Genomic DNA, 17,854 nt, shown 5'->3' on the forward strand with positions numbered 1-17,854 from the left:
GAATTAACAGGTAATAGATACATCAACCTAAACCATAATCAAATCTTTTGCAGCACCATAATGGTGGTCAGCGGTGGCCGTTTTAGCCACTTGACAAAGGGAGCAGGAAAGCTTTCTTTACGCTAAAAAAAGAAATGAACAACAACCTTATTTACAATTACCTGGAAAAAATATTTCCGGTTAGCTCTGGCCTAATGGCCTACATGGACGTCGCTTTAAAGGAATTCTGGTTCGAAAAAAACCAGTTGATCGCTGAAGATTTTTTCGTGGACAATCCGCTGGTCTATTTAGTCCAGGGAACCATCAAAACACAAATAGACGGGCTCAAGGAACCCGGGCAACACCTGGTCAGGTTTCAATTTGAAAATTCCCTTCTACCAGGCATCGGCGAACTTGATACAAATGATTATCTGAAAACCACCACAACAATCGAGGCTTGTCTGCTCAAGACGCTCCCGCTAAAACACGAATATAATCTTTATAAACTTTTCCCCGAGTACCATCAATTAATGAAAAGACTGCACCAAAACCAGATGGCAGAAATATGGACTTTCTTGTTTAACCTCAGGTTCGAGGAGGGTAACCAGCGATTAACCAATCTTTTAAAATCCAGCCAAAGTTATTTCAGATCGCCTCGGTAAATGATATTTCCGCAGCAGTGGGTGTACATCCCCATACGTTAAGCACATACCGTAAGTAAATCCTAAAACAAGGTCAATTTCCCGCAGACGAGCGACAGGAACCCTATAACCCCATCTTTCCTCCGATACATCCGCCCTGCGGGAAATGTCCAGCTCTCAAATTTGCTTCATGGAAAGCATATTCAGAAAAGATCACCAAAAGGAATACTGGATTCCGTTCATCATCAATGCACTGATCATCCTCTGGATATATACAGCGGGATCAAAACTTATGGACCTGGAAGATTTTAAGCGCCAGTTATCCCTTCAGCCATTTGGGACTAAGGTTAATAACTCCTTACTGTTCCTGCTTCCAGGCGTTGAAATTTTAACCGCCCTGTTACTGCTGATGAGAAAGACCTTACGTACAGGACTATGGTTATCCGCAGGGATGCTGACAGCTTTCACAGCTTACGTCTTACTTGTTCTTACCGGTTATTATACAAAAGTACCCTGCAGTTGCGGAGGAGTCCTGAAATTTTTGAGCTGGAAAAACCACCTCATTTTTAATGTCGTATTCCTGACCATCAACGGATTTGCGCTCTATAAAATCAATATAAAGAAAGGAGGAAACGGAACAGAGAAAATATAAATGGCCCGCATTGAAGAACAGTATTTGCCGGCTAAAGATAAATAACAAAAATACCTTAAACTAAACTTTTTCGCTTGCTTTTTCAAGGTAAAAAGCAACCAACAATATGAAAAATTTAAAAATTAAATCAGGCTTACTAGCCTTAGTATTCGGATTGGCAATTGTTTTTTCTCAGTCCGCCTTTAAGTATGTCGAAAAACAAACCGGGAAAAGCTTCGATACCAGAACATTTTATTACCACGGTCCCTCAACCTATACACAAGCCCAGGTTGAAGACGAGGCCAACTGGAGCACAGTTCCTTCCGAAGACTTGTGTGATCAAACCAACCAGGTCGCCTGCAGAATTGACATTGACCTGAGCTTCGTCGATAACCCGTCATCTCCAGCACCAACATTGAAATCAAGTGCAAACCTGGTTGCAGCTTACAACACATCAACTTCTTCAGCATATATCACCGGGTCTGCAGATCCCAACATGGCTAAAGAAAATAATACCAAACCGTAGTTACAGGCGGTTGATAACAAGGGCAAGGCTATCCAGCCTTGCCTTCTTGCCTCAAAAACCTATTTCAATCCTATTTAATTCTGCGGTATGCCACTCTGCTCAATAATATCAACTGGCAAGGGCAAGGCGTAATATGGAGCATCTACCTCAAGCCTGTAAAACTGCCCCTTGTAGAAACGGGCAGGAATAATATTTGCCCCCTCCTTATTGAGCCGTTTGATATCGGCCCAGCGCAGATTACGCATCAGCAGTTCTTTCCTTCTTTCCGTCCTGACTTTCAAAAGCGCTTCCTCCCTGCTCGTTGCCGTAAGAGGAATATAAGTGACGGCGTTTCTCCAACGCGTTTTAAGCAGTAAATTAAGGTCTGCCATGGCTCCTGGGATATCTCCTGTCCATGCACGTGATTCGGCACGGGTCAGGTAGATTTCATCGACGGCTAATCCACTAAACAAGGTAAATGCATTGGAAGCATAACTCCCTTTGAAAACCTGGTTACCCCCGTTAACCCTGAAATAAGCACGCCTCCTTAAGTCATTCACGTTGTAACTTGAATATAAGGTAGAATCAACCCTGGCCAAGCTGGGTGCGTGTAAACCCATACCCGGAAACATTTCCGCATAAAATATAGTTTCCTTGTTAAATCTCCTGAAAGGAACAGTGATATCCAGCCCCAAAACATCAGGATCACCATTGAAATCCATTAATGAAGCCTGCAATTTCAGACACTCACCAGAAAACTTTAGCGCGTTCGGATAATCCCGCATATAAAGGTACACCCTGGAAAGTAATGCGTATGCGGCCGCCTTTGAAGGTCTGGTTGTGTTCAATGGCAACTCCGGCAGGTACTGTACCGCATCAGCAGCATCACTTATCACCCTTTCCAGACAGGCCTGTACACTCGACCGGGTCGAAGGGACATTAAAGTCACTCTGAAGACGAAGCACAATCCCTAAATCCAGCCCAGAGGTATTCACATCATAGGCTTTACCAAACTGCATGGTCAGCGCAAAGAAGTAAAAGCTCCGGTAAAACAATGCCGAACCTTTAATATTATCCCAGACTTTACTATTAGCCGGGATTCTCTCCACACCACCAAGTCCTTCCAAACATAGGTTTGTATTATATATCGCCAGATAAGCCTCAGACCAGTCATTCTGATACCGGTAATCTACTTTCCTCCAGAAGTATGTGTCCCTGGTGAGATCAGAAGCAGCGTTAATGGTTGCTTCAGGCCAGAAATAGTCATCAGATGAGGTCTCGCCAAATGAAGGGCTCCGCAAAAAATTCATCAGTGCAGCATCATCCAGGATACCCTGAAAATCATTTAAAGTTTCCGGCACGACCAGCCTGGCATCAGATTTCAATTCCAGATATTTCTTACAGGAAAGATTGCTTATTAATAAAACGGCAATGCCCGCAATAAGCATTAAAATTTTTATTTTCATAACTACTAAACATTTAAATTATAAACTGCCCCGAACACCAATCGTGTAACCTTTACTGATACCCCAGGTTCTGGGATAATCCGGGTCAAGACCAAGCTTATTAGCCCGCCACAACACCCCCAGATCAGAAGCGTTCAAAAACACATCCAGGCTCCGGAAAGGAAAGTTCCATTTCGAAGTATTCAGGCGATAAGTCAGGTTTACATAATCAAGCCTGAGGTGGTCAGCTTTAATCACGTTTTCGGTAGACCCACCAAAGAAGGTATCCCGCAAACTGTTTAACGGATAAACGAAAGAAGGAATATTTGTGATCCGCTCATCACCTGGCTTCTGCCACCGGCTGGCATAATCCCCATGCCCAATTCCCGAATTTACCAGCGAATTATAGCTGATTGAGGATTTGGTGGTATAGTAGCCAAACTTATAACTTAAGTTAAAGGACAGGCTAAAATTCCCGTACCGGAATGAGTTGACTAGTGATCCAAAGTAAACCGGGCTTGTAGGTCCCATAAACTCGATATTATTCCCTGAACTGCTCGCTTCGGCAAAGATCGCGTTATAATCCGTACTCAGCTTTCCATTGACAAAACCCTGCGGATTCCCGCTACCATCCAAACCCCCGAATCTGTATGCAGCCACAGCATAAAGGGGCATGCCAACGATCGGACTTATACCAGTCCCGCTGTTAACCAGATTGTACATCGCCGCTGTAGATGACTGGCTATAATATTTCAATGTTTTGTTCCTGTTATAATTGAAATAAAAATTTGTATTCCACCCGAACTTAGCACCTTTAAGATTGACCGAGTGCAACTCCGCATCAATACCATAACCTTCCATATCAGCAACGTTTTTCACAATCGTTGCAGCCCCGCCCCAGGCGGTATAATCGAATGCAGCCGGAGCATATAAATCCGTACCACGTTTACGGAAATAACCTACCGTTCCGCGCAGGCGGTTCTCCCTCGATGCGAAATCAACCTTGAAGTTCAGTTGGGAAAGCTGCTCCCACCTCAAATCCGGATTGTTAATGGTCCTTACCCTTGCATATGGCAGCCCGGTAACCGTATTGGTACTATATAACGCAACAGCTGATGCCGTCCTGGATAGATCCACGTTACCACTATACCCAAAAGTTCCCGTCAGGTTCAGCACCGGCAGCCAGTCAATATGGTAAAAGCTTTCATCCGAAAGGGACCAGCCAAGCCCTGCTGACCAGAGCGGGTTCCATTTATCATTTGTATTAGCACCAAAAATATTCGAACCATCCCTGCGCAGGCTACCCGAAAGCCTGTATTTACCTCTAAAAGTATAGGATGCATTCCCGTAAAAACTCAGAAAACGGTATTTTGTACTCGTTAGGGAATTCGCAGAAGACGGAATCAACGCGGTACTGCCCGTTAAAAAATTAGGATATCCTGTTGTAAAATCCACATTCCCAAAAGTCAGCGGATCAGGCTGATAACCGTAAACAACATTTCCACTTCCCAATGTTTCCACCTGCCGCCCCTCAAAACCAGCTATCGCATTAATGGAATGTACACCGATATTCTTGTTTAAGTCAAACTGCAGTCGGGCCGTCTGTGAGCTGACCTCATCTCGCGAAGTGGAAAGACTCCCTCCATTGGGCACAACATACCGGATTGCGCCAGTCGAACGGTTGATCTGGCTGAAGCTGTTGATAAGGTTCCTGGCCTGATACCCCTGGACATCAGCATGTGTTCTGGAGTTGCCATCCTGAAACTGATACTGGTAACTTAAATCCGCGCTTAAAAACGAAAGGATTTTATAATTTAAAGCCAGTGAACCAAATATTTCCTTTTGCTGCCTGGATACCGTAGTATGCTTATAATCCTCGGCCGGATAGTATTTCCAGTCCAGCAATTTCCCCATTCCCGCGGTATCCGTATAAGCACCGCGGTAGCCAAAAGCAACCGGCAACGGAGTACCGTCCGCATTCCTGAAAGAAAGATAGCTCGGAAGACGGCCACCACTTGTTATCGAATTATAGGCAGGCGCACCTGAACTGGTAGACAAAGAAGATAAACGTAAACTGGTAATCGCCTTTAACCTCTTCGAAATCCGGTAATCCTGGTTCAAAATCAGGTTAACCCTTGTTGAGGAATTTTTCGTTTCCCCCTTAACATCATCATAAGTCCCGGAAAGATAATAGTTATGGATTTCTCCACCACCCCGAAGGTTCAGTCCATACTGCTGCGTCAGGGCATGGCGGTAAAATTCGTCCAGGTAACTTTTCCTGGCATCGACTTGCTTCAGCGCATCCAGCTGCGAAACAGCCTGCGCAGCACTAAGACTTCCCTTGCGCCGGGCGAGCAGAATCTCAACCGCAGGGGTCAGCGCCAAATATGGCGTATTAATCCTGCTGTCGAAATATCCCTTATCAAACAAAAACTCCTCCACATCTACATAATCAGAAGCGTCCATCTGCTTATAGCTGTATAAATCAGGTAAGGCGCGGATCGTCGAGTTCGCATTGAAAGACACGATAAGCTTCTGATTATTCTTCCCTTTGACCGAGGTTAAAACAATTACCCCGTTCCCCGCCCTTGCGCCATAAATCGATGAGGCAGCAGCATCCTTAAGGATGGACACACTTTCGATATCAAAAGGGTTGATGTTACTGATATCACCCTCATAGATAAAACCATCAAGCACAATCAGCGGGTCCAGCGGGCCATTAATGGTACCCAGCCCCCTGATGGAAACACCTGTTTTGTTCTGCGGGTTGCCACTGGTTTTACCAACATTTAACAGGACACCCGAACTCTGTCCCAGTATCCTGTCCAGAATATTCGTCCCTGTCCGCTCATTGAGCATCTTTTTATCAATCACCGAAACCGTTCCATTGATTTCATTCGCCTTAACCCTCTGGTAACCGGTATTGATATCAACAATACCCAGATCGTACAATACAGGAACCAGCTTTACCGAAAACGCCCTGTCCAGGTCTGCCAGACTTTTAATGATTCTCGTTGTCGGCACATAACCAGTAGAACTAATGCGGACCGTATCCGGAAATTTTTTAATGTTCACCACAAAGCGCCCCGCGGAATCTGTACCGGTCATTCCCCCGCTTGCCCTAACCTCAGATAATCCCTTATCTCCATAATCAGCCAGGAGAATCGTCCCTTTGAGTTTTCCAGATACCGGCTTTTCACCCTTAACCTGGCTAAAGGCCGTCAAAGTCGACAAAACAAGAATGATTATACTCGCTAAAACAAGGATCAGCAGCCTCCTGCCCTTTTCCATTACATTTGTATATCTCATATTACGGCTGCTTAACTGGAATGTGAATGTCAAGACCCGCAATCAACCGCTCAATACTCTCCTCCTCCAGTTGTTCCGCCCTGGTAATTGCCTTGATACGGCCATCCGCAGAAATCCACACATAGTGCGGATAGTGCCTGTGCGGGAAAAGTTTTCTGGTCACCTTGGAATGCGTGAATATCACCGGCAACCTGATCTCCTGATTCTCCCTTTTCCTTTTCTCCAGAAATTCCCTCACAATATGCAGCGAATCCGTTGCCGAATCATTAATCAATAAAACCTGCACATTTTTGCCATACTTATCCTGAACCTCCTGCGCATGCGGAATCGCCTTCAGGCAGGCCCCGCACCAGGTACCCCAAAAATCCAGGATTAATGCTTTCCCCTTAAAATCAGAAAACCGGAGTTTACCACCAGGCATATTCAGCGCCTGATCAAATTCCAGATCAGGCACCTTTTCACCAATGTTAAGTGGTTTAAGTTCATCAATATTTTTAGCTAATGGTTTCAGACCCTGCGCAGAAACACCTAAAAAAAGGCAAAGCACAGCCATGACGATCAAGATCATCGATTTTTTCATAAAAATTTAGTTAGTTGATTAAAAAAATAAAGCCCATCCAGATCAAATGAGCAAAGTAAAAAACAACGGGACAGCCGAACCTATACCCAATTTACAATTCAGATATAACCGCCCCGTCGTCACAGGAAAAAATTAAACAGGATTTTTAGGCTTCAAGGCATACAACCTGTCGAAAGGACAAATTCGCGGAGCCAGAGGAAGGAAACAGAGAAAATTCGGGAAACCAGACACAAAGCAATCCCCACCATTAAATTTAGATATTAATGGTTTGAAATAATTCCGAAAGCAATGTTTTTGATCCATACCCGTATTGGTTATACGAGTCTTGTATTAAGGGCACTATAGCAGGGCTCTAAATACCGGATTGCAGGTTTCTGACGACCCATGAAACGATATACAATAGAGCCCACAACTCTATAGTGTGTACGAAAGTACGCAAAATATAGTCATGGGCATTAATCTATTGTCTCTTTCAATTGGCAACTTGTCAGAATTTGCAATCGAGACTCTTGAATAATACCACGTTAATTTTATTAGCAATCGCTAATTATCTTACAATGATGTAAATATAACAAAAATTAAATATGTGGCAATATTGCCACGATATATTTTCCTCAAAACTTCGACTTTCAGTTAATGAGAATTCAGTATCGAAATCTTTATGAAGTCATAGGAAAAAACGTAAGGTATTACAGGTCATTGAAAAAAATGTCTCAGCAAGCACTTGCAAACAAATGTGATAAAATTGATAGAGCCAAGATTAGTGATATCGAAAATGCTAAAGAGGACTTTATGTTTTCAACTTTGCTTGAAATTTGTACTGGTTTAGAAATAAATTTAACTGAGATTATGACAGATCTCGGTGATGAAACTTATAAATTACAGTAGGAAGTTTAGAATAAAGATTTCCAGCACAATTTATAAATGATAGGTTCCTAAACTTTAGTTTAAGTCCACTCCTCTATTAATCATTTCCTTTAATCTTTTATTTATTTCTATGATATAAATCGTCCATTTATTAACCAAACTCTCCCAGCTTATGAAAAATAAGTTAAGGTGTGTTATCATTGATGATGAAAAACACGCAATTACCCTCCTTACTGGATACATCGAAACAATTCCAGCACTTGAACTTGTAAAGACTTTTACAGACCCCCTCAAGGCACTTTCAAGCATTTACCCAGAAGACAAAATAGATATTATATTTCTAGATATTGAAATGCCCCACATAGATGGTATTGAATTGGCGGTACAATTAAAAACTAAATCAAAGGCAATCATATTTACAAGTGCATATCAACAGTATAGTATTGATGCTTTTGATTTAAGAGCCACTCAGTTTCTCGTCAAACCAATAAAGTTATCCAAATTCACAACAGTTTTAATGAATATAATTGACACCGACTTCTCTAATACCGAAAAGCCTGGAAAAAATATTGTTTTTATAAAAACTGGTGAGAAAGGGAAACTAACCAGAGTACATAAGCAAAACATCTTGTATTTTGAAGGTGCTAAAAACTATGTAAATATGGTCACAACAGAATGTGAACAATTGGTTTACTTAACCCTCAAAGAAGTAGAAGAACTATTGAGTTCAGACTTATTTTATCGGGTTCACCGATCCCATGTTATCAATGCGCGTAAAATCGAGAAGATTGTGGGCAACACCATAAATTTAGGAAGCGGTTACCAAGTGCAGATGGGAACATTTTATAAGAATGGTTTAATAAAATTCCTGGAAGAAAAAACATTAATGTCCGGCCGAACATAATCTTTAATAACTCTTACTTTCTGTTAACGGCATGCGTGCCTGTAGAAATAATAATTATACTCGTTGCTGTAGGGTCTGTGCTCAGACGCTCATGTTGCGGTGCTGATCGATAAACAAATACTGTTCTTTTGACCAGCTTTTTAGGGCTTTGTTTCATGTTTTTTTTCTTGAAACTAGCCTGTTCCCTACTGCTAATAAAAGTTATTACACTGCGGGTAGCGGTGTTTACACCAAAGCGAATATTGCCTACATGAAGAAAATATTAGAAAAACTCAACACCTATAAAATACACATCAGGAGCTGGTTGATTTTCATACCGATTGAAATTACAGTTGTTGGATTGGCTTCTGGGGTTTTCGGCACGCCTGGTATTTATTTTGTGCATTACATATTAAACATCTTGCTGTTCTATCTCTGTGGAGACCTTGTTTACCCATTAGTATTTAAAAAGAAATTTGCTTGGTTTTGGAAACTCCCAATATCCTTGTTCATCATTTACGCATGTTATCTGGTGATCAACTACTTTGTTGACTATTATATAAATAAGCATACTTCATGGCTACTTTTTGATGAAATCATACTAAACAGTCGGTATGCATTTGGGGTGTTGTGGCGAGTTTTGCAGTTTATGGGCTTCTCTGCATTCTATTATCTTTTCAAAGAGTACAAAAAGTCCATTTTATCACGAGCACAATTGGAAGAGGCCAGGCTTAATTATATGCTGAAACAAAAGGAAACAGAAGTTAAACTCAGTCATGCAACTAATGCTTATTTAAAAGCACAAATCAATCCTCATTTACTCTTTAATACTTTGAGCGCAATTTATACAGATATTCATATTATTTCACCTCGAACCGCCGAAGCGGTTATGACACTTTCAGATGTAATGAGGTTCAGTGTAAACTGCGAAAACACAGATGATTTGATATTATTAGGCGAGGAAATCGACCAGGTAGAAAATCTGATCAAGCTTCACAAAACAAGGTTCGACGATGAATTAAATATTAGCTTTAGATATGAACAGAAAATAAGAGCAGTAAAGTTCGTGCCTTTGATTTTATTAACTCTTTCAGAAAATGTCTTTAAGCATGGAATTTACACAGACCGAAATCATCCAGCCGTTATTAGTTTGTCACTAAAAGAAGAAAAATTGACACTCACCTCATGGAATTTAATAAATCGAAAGAAGTAGAACAATGGTTTTGGTACGGGACTGGAAAACATTCGGCAACGGATTTTACTGGTATATCCAGCTAGTTCAAAGTTTGAAATAGAAGATAATAAAGATTTTTTTAGGTTAACAATTGAAGTTGAAGTTTCACAAACCAATGCAATCCAGTATTTATAAATAAAAGTAGGGCTTTGCCCAACTTCCGCTCGCTCTGCCCCGAAAAGGGGACTGACTGCCTGAAACGCCTTTCTACCGCCAATCTCGGTAGCCCTAAAAGCGCCACAACCTTTTGGCTGCCCTGAATTAGCCGGCTGTGCCAGTGTTTTTGTTACACATAGTATTTTATTATACAACCACAGCTAAGTAAAAGCCTGCTTACTTAAATGCTTTCGAAATCCGATTCCTCAAATTTATTCCAACTCGACGCAAGTGAACATCCACTTTTCTGGATTGTTCCAGTTTTTACCTGCAAATTTCCCAATCGGTACTTTAACTAAAATTTTATTCAAGCCTCTTTTAAGCTTAACCAGTGCTGGTGTTCTATATTCATAACCTTCGTCTATTAGCGGAATTTCAAGGTTTCCTTTTTGTCCTGCGTGTAGCCAATTTGGTGGTAGAATAAGCTCACCATTAATCCAGATTTGAGACTGATGATTATCCCATTGTCCCGCTGGTGGCGTATCTACAGCTTGCGACCTGGAGAAATTATTAAAGCCAATCCAGAATTTTTTAACGCTATCCCTCTCTGACCACACATTGCAAGTAGCATACCAGGTCGTATTCTCCTTTGGATCTTTTAAAACACCTTTTATTTTAGGTGCCCACCAATGCCGAAGAATAATTGTGCCTCCTATAGCCGTTTGTGAAACATTGCTGTCTAATTCAGATTTTTTTAGTTCGGGGTTAAATTTCTGACTGAGGTTTGCATTATTTTCATAAGGCCCATAAAGCTGCCATTTTAGGTCGCTTTGTTTTAAATAAGGAAAAGGAAGTTCAATAAAAAAAAATCTTTTATGATCCATCAAACGTTTTTCGAACGCTTTGAAATCATCGAGTGCTTGTTGTCCGTTCAAACCAATGTTGGCAACCCAGTCTTTATATCCGTTTCCCACCCAACACCGTTCTGCAAAAGCTAACATGGCAGGAAAAACCCCGTTCATAGAAATTAAATCTTCCTGTTTCTCTACAGCCCGGTCAGGCCACAGGCATAATGTTGCACCCAAAGCCTGTTGACTACCCGTATCCACACCAGCCAGCTGCCTGTTGAATATCGTGACTACACTTTCCAGCGGGTCCATATGATTTAGGTACAAATGGCGAGAATCTATGTATTGAATCTTTCCTTGATCGGATGTTACGGCTGCATCATCCATCCACAGCTGGCGAATTGTAGAAGGCGCAAAATTGCCTCCAGGCTCCCATCCGATGACCTTTTTATTAAGTGATTTCAGAAAAGCGGAAATTGAAGGAAGAAAATCTTTATTGGTAATCTTGACTTCATCCGCTCCAATGTGGATGAACGGAAAATCATAAGTTTCGCAGATTTCCTTTAAAATATTTTTAACGATGGCAAGTCCTGAATCACTTTGCATATCGGTTTTCATTGCCCTTTTGAATGCTGCGCTATGCCCAGGCATATCAATTTCAGGTACCAGTAATATATGTCGTGCTTTAGCGTAACTGATGAGGTCCTTAATTTCGTTTTGCGTATAATACATCCCTTTATTTCTTTCCATAAACTCCGGGCGGGTTAACTCTGGGTATCGTTTAATTTCGAGTCGCCAGGCGATATCCTCAGTCAGATGTAGATGAAAAACATTCAATTTGTAAAATGCCATTTTATCAATCTGCGTTTTAAGCAGCGCAATAGACTGATAATTTCTTCCGACATCGACCATATATCCTCGCCATTTGAAAGCGGGCGAATCTTCAATATCCACAGCTTCGACAAAATCACCACCGCGCATAAGCTGAATCAAAGTCTGAAGGCCATAATATATGCCAGCTTTTCCTGCTGCGCTGATTACCAGATTCTGAGCAGAAATATGCAGATGATATGCCTCCGGATCTTTATTATACTTTTCACTGATTTCCAGCCTGATAGCAGGCTTGGCATCTGCGCGTATATTTTTATTCAGGCTGACAGATATTCCTCTATGACTGAGCATCTGTTTCATTGCTGCAGCCTCATTAAAAAGTGAGTCATTCTGATAGTAAATTGACTTAACTCTAAAAATAGGAAATGCCCCCTTCCCTTTTGTTAATTGCTTTGGACGTGGGATCAGAGCAGGCTCTGCTTCCAGCCCGCGAAGATGTGGATAGATTAGATTTTTCCACAGTATATAACCAGCACCCGTTAGATGCAACCCGTCATTTGTAAAATCAGAGTTCAACCTACCTTTCTCACCGACAAAAGACGGATAGAGATTTAGAAATTGATAATCTAAAAACTCAGCGCTATCAGATAATTTCAAATTTAATTTTTCAATGGAATATCTTTTGGATGTATGAGCGGTAAATGTTTTAAAAATATCATTAACAGGGAGCACACTTTGTACAAAGATTTCTGTCCCTGGAGAATTCTCTTTAAGGTATTTAATAATCAGGGAAGTATTGAAAAAAATACTATCCACAGATATTTCTCTTGAAAGGTCATTTATTCCAATCATTAGAAATATTTTACTTGGGCGTCGTTTAACGATTTCCGGCATGCGATTAATGATCCCAGCGCTTGTTTCTCCGCTTATACCAAAATTCAGTATATTTTCATTTTCAAAAAGGGCGGACCATTCTCCTCCGTCGGTGAGACTGTCTCCTACAAAAAGAACAGGTTTTTCTTTATTAGGAAGCAGTTGAAATTGAGTGCTTTTTTGCCAGTAATAGGTCGGAAAAGTAACCTGCGGATAAGAAGGCAGAACAACCTGTGCAAATCCGGTAACTGAAAAAACAAGTAACAACAGTGCTAGTGAATATTTTAACATTTCATTATCGTTATTGGTTAATAACCCAGACCTTGCAGTAATTGCGCACAATACCATTCCTGGCGGGGAAGATGAAAAGGCCCTTTGAACATGTTTCCTTTAGCCGTTTGTGCTAGTGAACCGTCCCTGTGTAAATACCCAAACCACTCTCCATTTTCTTTATCGTGGAATTTTTCATAGGAATAATTATGAACGAGTTTATGCCAGCGAGCATACTTTTCATCACCAGTTAAGGTGTAGGCAAGTAAGGTTGCAATTATCGTTTCATTGTGCGGCCACCAGAATTTCATATCCTGCCAGTATTCCTGTACAGGCTTGTCATATACATCCTTAAAATATAGAATTCCACCATGCTGCTTATCCCAGCCACGTTCCCACATATAATCCAGCATTTTGCAACCAAGCGCGATTAGCTCGGGATCATTATTACGGTATTTAGCTTCATGTAGAATGAACCAGGCGCCTTCGATTGCATGCCCCGGGTTTAATGTCCTTCCATCAATATGATCAACTATCGACCCATCGGGCGCCACCTGTTCCATCACACATTTTATATCATCCTTGACGAAGTCATTTTTTATTTCTTCTATCCAAATAGAGATCCACTCATCACAACGCGGATCGCCAATGGTCTCTCTTAATTGCTGGGCGGTATTCATCATAATCATCGGCACACCTATTCCTTTTGTAGGCCGGGTTTTGGTAAATTTTGCCGGCAACAAGCCAGGAGTGGTTGAATACTCAATACACTTTCCAAATAAATACCTCGCCTTCTCGGCCGCTTGCTCATCGCCACTGGCTTTGGCATAGGCGGCATTGGCAATGACAGCAAAGGTTTCCGAAAAATAGTATCGCCTTTTACGAATCGGTTGCCCACTGCGGGTAACGTGGAAAAACATCTGCCCATCGGCATCAAAACCATACTTGTTTAAGAAATCGATACCAGACTTTGCCCAATCGAGCCATTCTTTTCTATGTTCAACCGTATTGCAAAGTGTAGAAAGCAACCATGCGCCACGGCCTTGGATCCAAACAGCCTTATCATCATCGATTAAGCTTCCATCAGCATCCCTCATAAAAAGATAACCACCATATTCTTCATCAATCGACCTGGGAAACCAAAATGTTATCGTATTATTTAATAATTGATTTTTATAAAATAAAGAAAGACCTTTCAGTTGCTCGCTTGTGTAACTCATAATAATTTAATTTATAGTAATGGAAAATGTTGAAGCTGGAAGACCAGCCTCATTAACTAAATTCGCTCTAGTAAATGGTTGCCAGGCGTATAAAACCCTTGCTATTGTCACACCAGCAGGAACCGCTAAATGAACTGTATTTTTTAAAACACTCGCTTTTACGGTAAGGTGATTCCCTTTTTCATCCTCAATCTCGAAGCCTTGTAAAACCAAACCACCACTAGGTTTTAATCCTTTAGCATCATTAAAAGTGATGATAATGGTGTTTTCCTTTTTGATGGCCTTTAGCGCTACCGGGCCAGAGGCTATAATATTATGATGATAGGTATTCTTTAAGGCCAGCAAAGCCAATCGCTCGCCAACTTCCTTTTTATGAGTAGGATGAACATTCAGGGAATCGCCTAAATCAGAACTCACCGCCATTGCAATATTGGGAATAACGGATTGCATTTTTCGCTGCGCATCTCTAAAATAAGGCCAAGAGGGCCGATCGATGGCAGAAAGCTGAACATAATAAAATGGAAAATCAGCATTCCATTTGTCACGCCAGCTTTTAACCAAAATTGGGAACTCATGGTTAAAAAGTTCTACATTATGTGCATTGCTCTCGCCCTGATACCAGATTATCCCTTTAATGGGGAAATCCGTTAAATTTGCAATCCCTGCTTCGTAATTATAAGCCGGTTCGTAAGGATGCCTTTGTTTTGAGTTGGTCGCATTTTTTAGATTTAGATCTGCCCTGCCCCTGGCCCAATCCTGAATAAAATCAGATTTCCGCCAGTTACCTAATATATCAACAAGTAAATCATCGTGCTCAATTGTTCCTCTATCCATCCAGGATTCAAGTGTAGACCCACCGACAGCCATTTGAATTAAACCCACCGGGATATTTTCTTCCATAGCTAGTTTTTCTCCAAAATAATAAGCAACGGCCGAAAAATCGGCTAGGGATGACTGATCCAGTTCAGCCCAAGTCCCTGAAAAATAATTCAGTGCATTTATACTATCCAATATTGGTTTACCCCACGATATATTATCGGTTTCAGCCAGAGAATTATATTTTAAAAGTCTAATTGGAAGTTTTTTATCTAAAGTTTTTAAAGTCGCTTTGCCAGTGGCTGAGGATTTTAAAGGAAAAGCCATGTTTGACTGCCCGGAGCAGAGCCATATATCTCCGATCAGCACATCGTTTAATAAAACTGTATTTTGATTACTGGTTACTTTAATTTGATAAGGTCCGCCAAATTTCATCGCAGGAAACTCAACTTTCCATTTCCCGTTGAAGTCAGTTTCAGTGTGAAGGTTAATATTATTAAACTGTACTTCGATCCGATCGCCTGCATTCGCCGTTCCATAAACTGGGATTGGTAGATCACGTTGCAATACCATGTGATTGGAAAATATTTTATTCAATTTAAAGCCATCGAAATTGCCCGATAAATGTTCAAAGACGGTTTTAGCTATAATGCCTGCACCCGTAATATCGGGATGCAGGTTATCTGCAAATAGGTCTGGACGATTACCCAGCCTGGCATGAAGATCGATCAGTTCAAACTGGTTTGCTTTGGCAACCTGCCCTATTTTATCCTGAATTTGCCAATACCAATCTCGGGTTCCGGATTTAAACCTCGGATGTCCGCTAAATATGGGTGAAAGCTTGCAGATATAAATTTTAAGCTTAGGGTTTCCCTGCTTTAAACTATCAATAAGCCACTGGTAGTCCGAGCTAAATTCATCCTTATAATTTGGCCAGTTTCTCGGATCGGTATCATTTAAACCAAGAGCGATAATGGCGATATCAGCATGAAAAATTAATGCATCGGTAAATTCCTTGTTCTTATAATAAGGATTATGGCCTTTTTTTAAAAGCGTTGCGCCACTATGTCCAAAATTACCAACCTGATATTTATCCCCCAAAAGCTGTTGTAACTTTGAGGGGTAAGCATCTAATTTTGGATTGGCTAACAAATAACCTGCTGTTACGGAGTTTCCGATACAGGCAACTTTTATTTTTTGCGAATGCGCATTATTGCTAATCAAAAAGCTTAAGCAAATAATTAATCTGAAAACAATTTTCATTTTAATTTATTTAACGATCTCATTTACCGGAATACGAACAAAATATAAGTCTTTAGCACCTTCGTAAAAAAAACCAACTGTTTTATCATCAACCATAGTCAATGAAGAATAACCATAAAACCTGCGCTCATCTATCAAAAGTTCATTTTTTTTAATCCAGCTTTCGCCCAAATCCAAACTTGCTTTAATTGTTAAGTTATAACGGTCAGACTGGGTATTATCATTTCCGAAAAACACAACATCTTTTTGTTTGCCCTTAATGCTAACCTTTGCTTTGATGAAACTGGCCATGCAAACCGGATCCTGCAATGCCTTATATGAAGTATGGTGTTCGGTCCAGGTTTTACCCATATCCGTTGTAGTTGCCACGCTTCTGTAACGCCCTCGGTTATCCCGCATATTTAGCATCAGTGTGCCTTGTACAGTCTCTATAAGCTGCGCCTCGGTAGTGTTCGATTTTGGACCGTACTCTGTTTTCCAGGTTTTACCATGGTCGGCACTATACACCAATGTGGAGTGCGGCATTGCATTTTCATCCCAATATTGAGCGGCAAAAACGATCTTACCATTTGCCATGGCAATACCACTGCCCGGGCCGTTAAAAAACAGGTTCCATTTCGGATTTTTAGTGGTCGATGTTATATTTTTGGGCGATGACCAGGTCAGTCCATCATCATCACTACTGACCAGTACCATTTGCCCGGTAACATCTTCGGATAAACCTGGTCTTGAACCTGCGATAGAACGATTTCCTTTACTCCACAATGCAATTACCCATATTTTTTTTGTAACAGGATCGAAAAGTACGGCAGGATCTCCAATACCATTATTTTCATTTGGTTCGCCCATATCCATTATAACTTTCATTGGCTCCCAGGTTTTTCCTCCATTCGTACTTCTACTCAAGCCAACATCAATATTTCCAGGCAGATCTTTTGAGTTTTGATAACGAATATCATATACTGCGATAAGCGATCCCTTATCAGTTGTCACTATACCAGGTATCCGATAAGTATTCACCCCATTATCTCCTGCCCTTAGCACAGCAACGCCTATTCTTTTAATATATCCATCACTTTCTTCTATTACTTCATATTTTTTTGAGTCAGCATCTTCTACTTGGCTAACATGGAATTCGATTTTGGAGTCGATATCTGCAGTTTCTTTAAGTTTCGCACTAAGCCATAGATAGTTTACGCCAGGTTTTAACTTCAAATTAATTGGCAAATTCAGCTTTGAAGAAGTAGGATTAATGGAAGCCAGTTTATTCTTGGTTGCAAAAAACGGCTCATTTTGTGTAAAAAAAACATCAATCTTTTCAATCGATTTTAGTCCGTCCGGGTTTAATATGGAAGAAATATTCGTAAAAGATATCTCCTTTTCGCCAGCAGGAACATAAATCCGTAATGAAAGTAATTCGTTTGACTCCATTCCCTTCAGCACAGGTATCACGGGTGAAGATGCGGTAATTGTTATACCAACGGATGAAAAAGTCCTCAATGTAAATAGTGTAAATACAATAAGTAAGCCTAAGCTCATTTTTATTTGTTTCATGTTTTTTTT

At 40.9% G+C, this 17,854-nt stretch carries 13 protein-coding genes; 6 read left to right on the top strand and 7 right to left on the bottom strand.

All coding sequences use genetic code 11. The annotated features are described in order from the left end of the window. Positions 1–134: 134 nt before the first annotated feature. The 3 genes from ABD692_RS00545 to ABD692_RS00555 all read left to right on the top strand — a co-directional run bounded on the left by ABD692_RS00545 (position 135) and on the right by ABD692_RS00555 (position 1,777). Positions 135–641: a hypothetical protein gene (locus tag ABD692_RS00545; RefSeq protein WP_344764105.1), complete on the top strand. Its 507-nt coding sequence runs from the start codon at positions 135–137 to the stop codon at positions 639–641. Between the two features lie 169 nt (positions 642–810). Then, entirely contained in the window at positions 811–1,272 is a 462-nt protein-coding gene (locus tag ABD692_RS00550; protein ID WP_344764107.1) for a MauE/DoxX family redox-associated membrane protein, read from the top strand. 106 nt (positions 1,273–1,378) lie between these two features. Continuing rightward, positions 1,379–1,777 (top strand): hypothetical protein, encoded by a 399-nt coding sequence (locus ABD692_RS00555; RefSeq protein ID WP_344764109.1) that lies wholly within the window; start codon positions 1,379–1,381, stop codon positions 1,775–1,777. A 74-nt stretch (positions 1,778–1,851) separates the two neighbouring features. Here ABD692_RS00555 and ABD692_RS00560 read toward each other — a convergent pair whose 3' ends face one another. The 3 genes from ABD692_RS00560 to ABD692_RS00570 are packed head-to-tail and all read right to left on the bottom strand — an operon-like array spanning position 1,852 to position 7,090. Beyond that, the gene (locus ABD692_RS00560) at positions 1,852–3,222 is read right to left on the bottom strand and encodes a RagB/SusD family nutrient uptake outer membrane protein (RefSeq protein WP_344764111.1); all 1,371 of its coding nucleotides are present in this window, start codon (positions 3,220–3,222) and stop codon (positions 1,852–1,854) included. A gap of 18 nt (positions 3,223–3,240) precedes the next feature. Next, positions 3,241–6,492, bottom strand: coding sequence for a SusC/RagA family TonB-linked outer membrane protein (locus tag ABD692_RS00565; RefSeq protein WP_344764113.1), 3,252 nt, complete (start codon positions 6,490–6,492; stop codon positions 3,241–3,243). Positions 6,493–6,511: 19 nt separating this feature from the next. Then, a complete protein-coding gene (locus ABD692_RS00570) occupies positions 6,512–7,090 on the bottom strand; it encodes a TlpA family protein disulfide reductase (RefSeq protein ID WP_316758609.1) in 579 nt (192 codons plus the stop codon). 636 nt (positions 7,091–7,726) lie between these two features. Between ABD692_RS00570 and ABD692_RS00575 the strand changes: the two genes are divergently transcribed. The 3 genes from ABD692_RS00575 to ABD692_RS00585 all read left to right on the top strand — a co-directional run bounded on the left by ABD692_RS00575 (position 7,727) and on the right by ABD692_RS00585 (position 10,053). Then, positions 7,727–7,978 (top strand): helix-turn-helix domain-containing protein, encoded by a 252-nt coding sequence (locus tag ABD692_RS00575; protein WP_344764115.1) that lies wholly within the window; start codon positions 7,727–7,729, stop codon positions 7,976–7,978. Between the two features lie 151 nt (positions 7,979–8,129). Then, on the top strand, positions 8,130–8,861 hold the full coding sequence (locus ABD692_RS00580; protein ID WP_344764117.1) for a LytR/AlgR family response regulator transcription factor: 732 nt from the start codon (positions 8,130–8,132) through the stop codon (positions 8,859–8,861). 250 nt (positions 8,862–9,111) lie between these two features. Then, the gene (locus ABD692_RS00585) at positions 9,112–10,053 is read left to right on the top strand and encodes a sensor histidine kinase (protein ID WP_344764119.1); all 942 of its coding nucleotides are present in this window, start codon (positions 9,112–9,114) and stop codon (positions 10,051–10,053) included. A gap of 389 nt (positions 10,054–10,442) precedes the next feature. On the opposite strand, the gene ABD692_RS00590 is transcribed toward ABD692_RS00585, so the two are convergent. The 4 genes from ABD692_RS00590 to ABD692_RS00605 are packed head-to-tail and all read right to left on the bottom strand — an operon-like array spanning position 10,443 to position 17,845. After that, positions 10,443–13,013, bottom strand: coding sequence for a family 20 glycosylhydrolase (locus tag ABD692_RS00590; protein ID WP_344764121.1), 2,571 nt, complete (start codon positions 13,011–13,013; stop codon positions 10,443–10,445). A 17-nt stretch (positions 13,014–13,030) separates the two neighbouring features. Then, the gene (locus tag ABD692_RS00595; RefSeq protein ID WP_344764123.1) at positions 13,031–14,212 is read right to left on the bottom strand and encodes an AGE family epimerase/isomerase; all 1,182 of its coding nucleotides are present in this window, start codon (positions 14,210–14,212) and stop codon (positions 13,031–13,033) included. 6 nt (positions 14,213–14,218) lie between these two features. Next, positions 14,219–16,291 (bottom strand): GDSL-type esterase/lipase family protein, encoded by a 2,073-nt coding sequence (locus tag ABD692_RS00600; RefSeq protein ID WP_344764125.1) that lies wholly within the window; start codon positions 16,289–16,291, stop codon positions 14,219–14,221. Between the two features lie 6 nt (positions 16,292–16,297). Further along, positions 16,298–17,845: an exo-alpha-sialidase gene (locus ABD692_RS00605; protein WP_344764127.1), complete on the bottom strand. Its 1,548-nt coding sequence runs from the start codon at positions 17,843–17,845 to the stop codon at positions 16,298–16,300. Positions 17,846–17,854 lie beyond the last annotated feature (9 nt).

The sequence above is a fragment of the Pedobacter ginsengiterrae genome (genome assembly GCF_039537385.1).
In the GTDB taxonomy this organism is placed as follows: Bacteria; Bacteroidota; Bacteroidia; order Sphingobacteriales; family Sphingobacteriaceae; genus Pedobacter; species Pedobacter ginsengiterrae.

Bases quoted from the DNA above. Each gene is read 5' to 3' on its own strand.
- ABD692_RS00545 (WP_344764105.1), top strand. From the start codon at position 135: ATGAACAACAACCTTATTTACAATTACCTGGAAAAAATATTTCCGGTT.
- ABD692_RS00550 (WP_344764107.1), top strand. From the start codon at position 811: ATGGAAAGCATATTCAGAAAAGATCACCAAAAGGAATACTGGATTCCG.
- ABD692_RS00555 (WP_344764109.1), top strand. From the start codon at position 1,379: ATGAAAAATTTAAAAATTAAATCAGGCTTACTAGCCTTAGTATTCGGA.
- ABD692_RS00560 (WP_344764111.1), bottom strand. From the start codon at position 3,222: ATGAAAATAAAAATTTTAATGCTTATTGCGGGCATTGCCGTTTTATTA.
- ABD692_RS00565 (WP_344764113.1), bottom strand. From the start codon at position 6,492: ATGGAAAAGGGCAGGAGGCTGCTGATCCTTGTTTTAGCGAGTATAATC.
- ABD692_RS00570 (WP_316758609.1), bottom strand. From the start codon at position 7,090: ATGAAAAAATCGATGATCTTGATCGTCATGGCTGTGCTTTGCCTTTTT.
- ABD692_RS00575 (WP_344764115.1), top strand. From the start codon at position 7,727: ATGAGAATTCAGTATCGAAATCTTTATGAAGTCATAGGAAAAAACGTA.
- ABD692_RS00580 (WP_344764117.1), top strand. From the start codon at position 8,130: ATGAAAAATAAGTTAAGGTGTGTTATCATTGATGATGAAAAACACGCA.
- ABD692_RS00585 (WP_344764119.1), top strand. From the start codon at position 9,112: ATGAAGAAAATATTAGAAAAACTCAACACCTATAAAATACACATCAGG.
- ABD692_RS00590 (WP_344764121.1), bottom strand. From the start codon at position 13,013: ATGTTAAAATATTCACTAGCACTGTTGTTACTTGTTTTTTCAGTTACC.
- ABD692_RS00595 (WP_344764123.1), bottom strand. From the start codon at position 14,212: ATGAGTTACACAAGCGAGCAACTGAAAGGTCTTTCTTTATTTTATAAA.
- ABD692_RS00600 (WP_344764125.1), bottom strand. From the start codon at position 16,291: ATGAAAATTGTTTTCAGATTAATTATTTGCTTAAGCTTTTTGATTAGC.
- ABD692_RS00605 (WP_344764127.1), bottom strand. From the start codon at position 17,845: ATGAAACAAATAAAAATGAGCTTAGGCTTACTTATTGTATTTACACTA.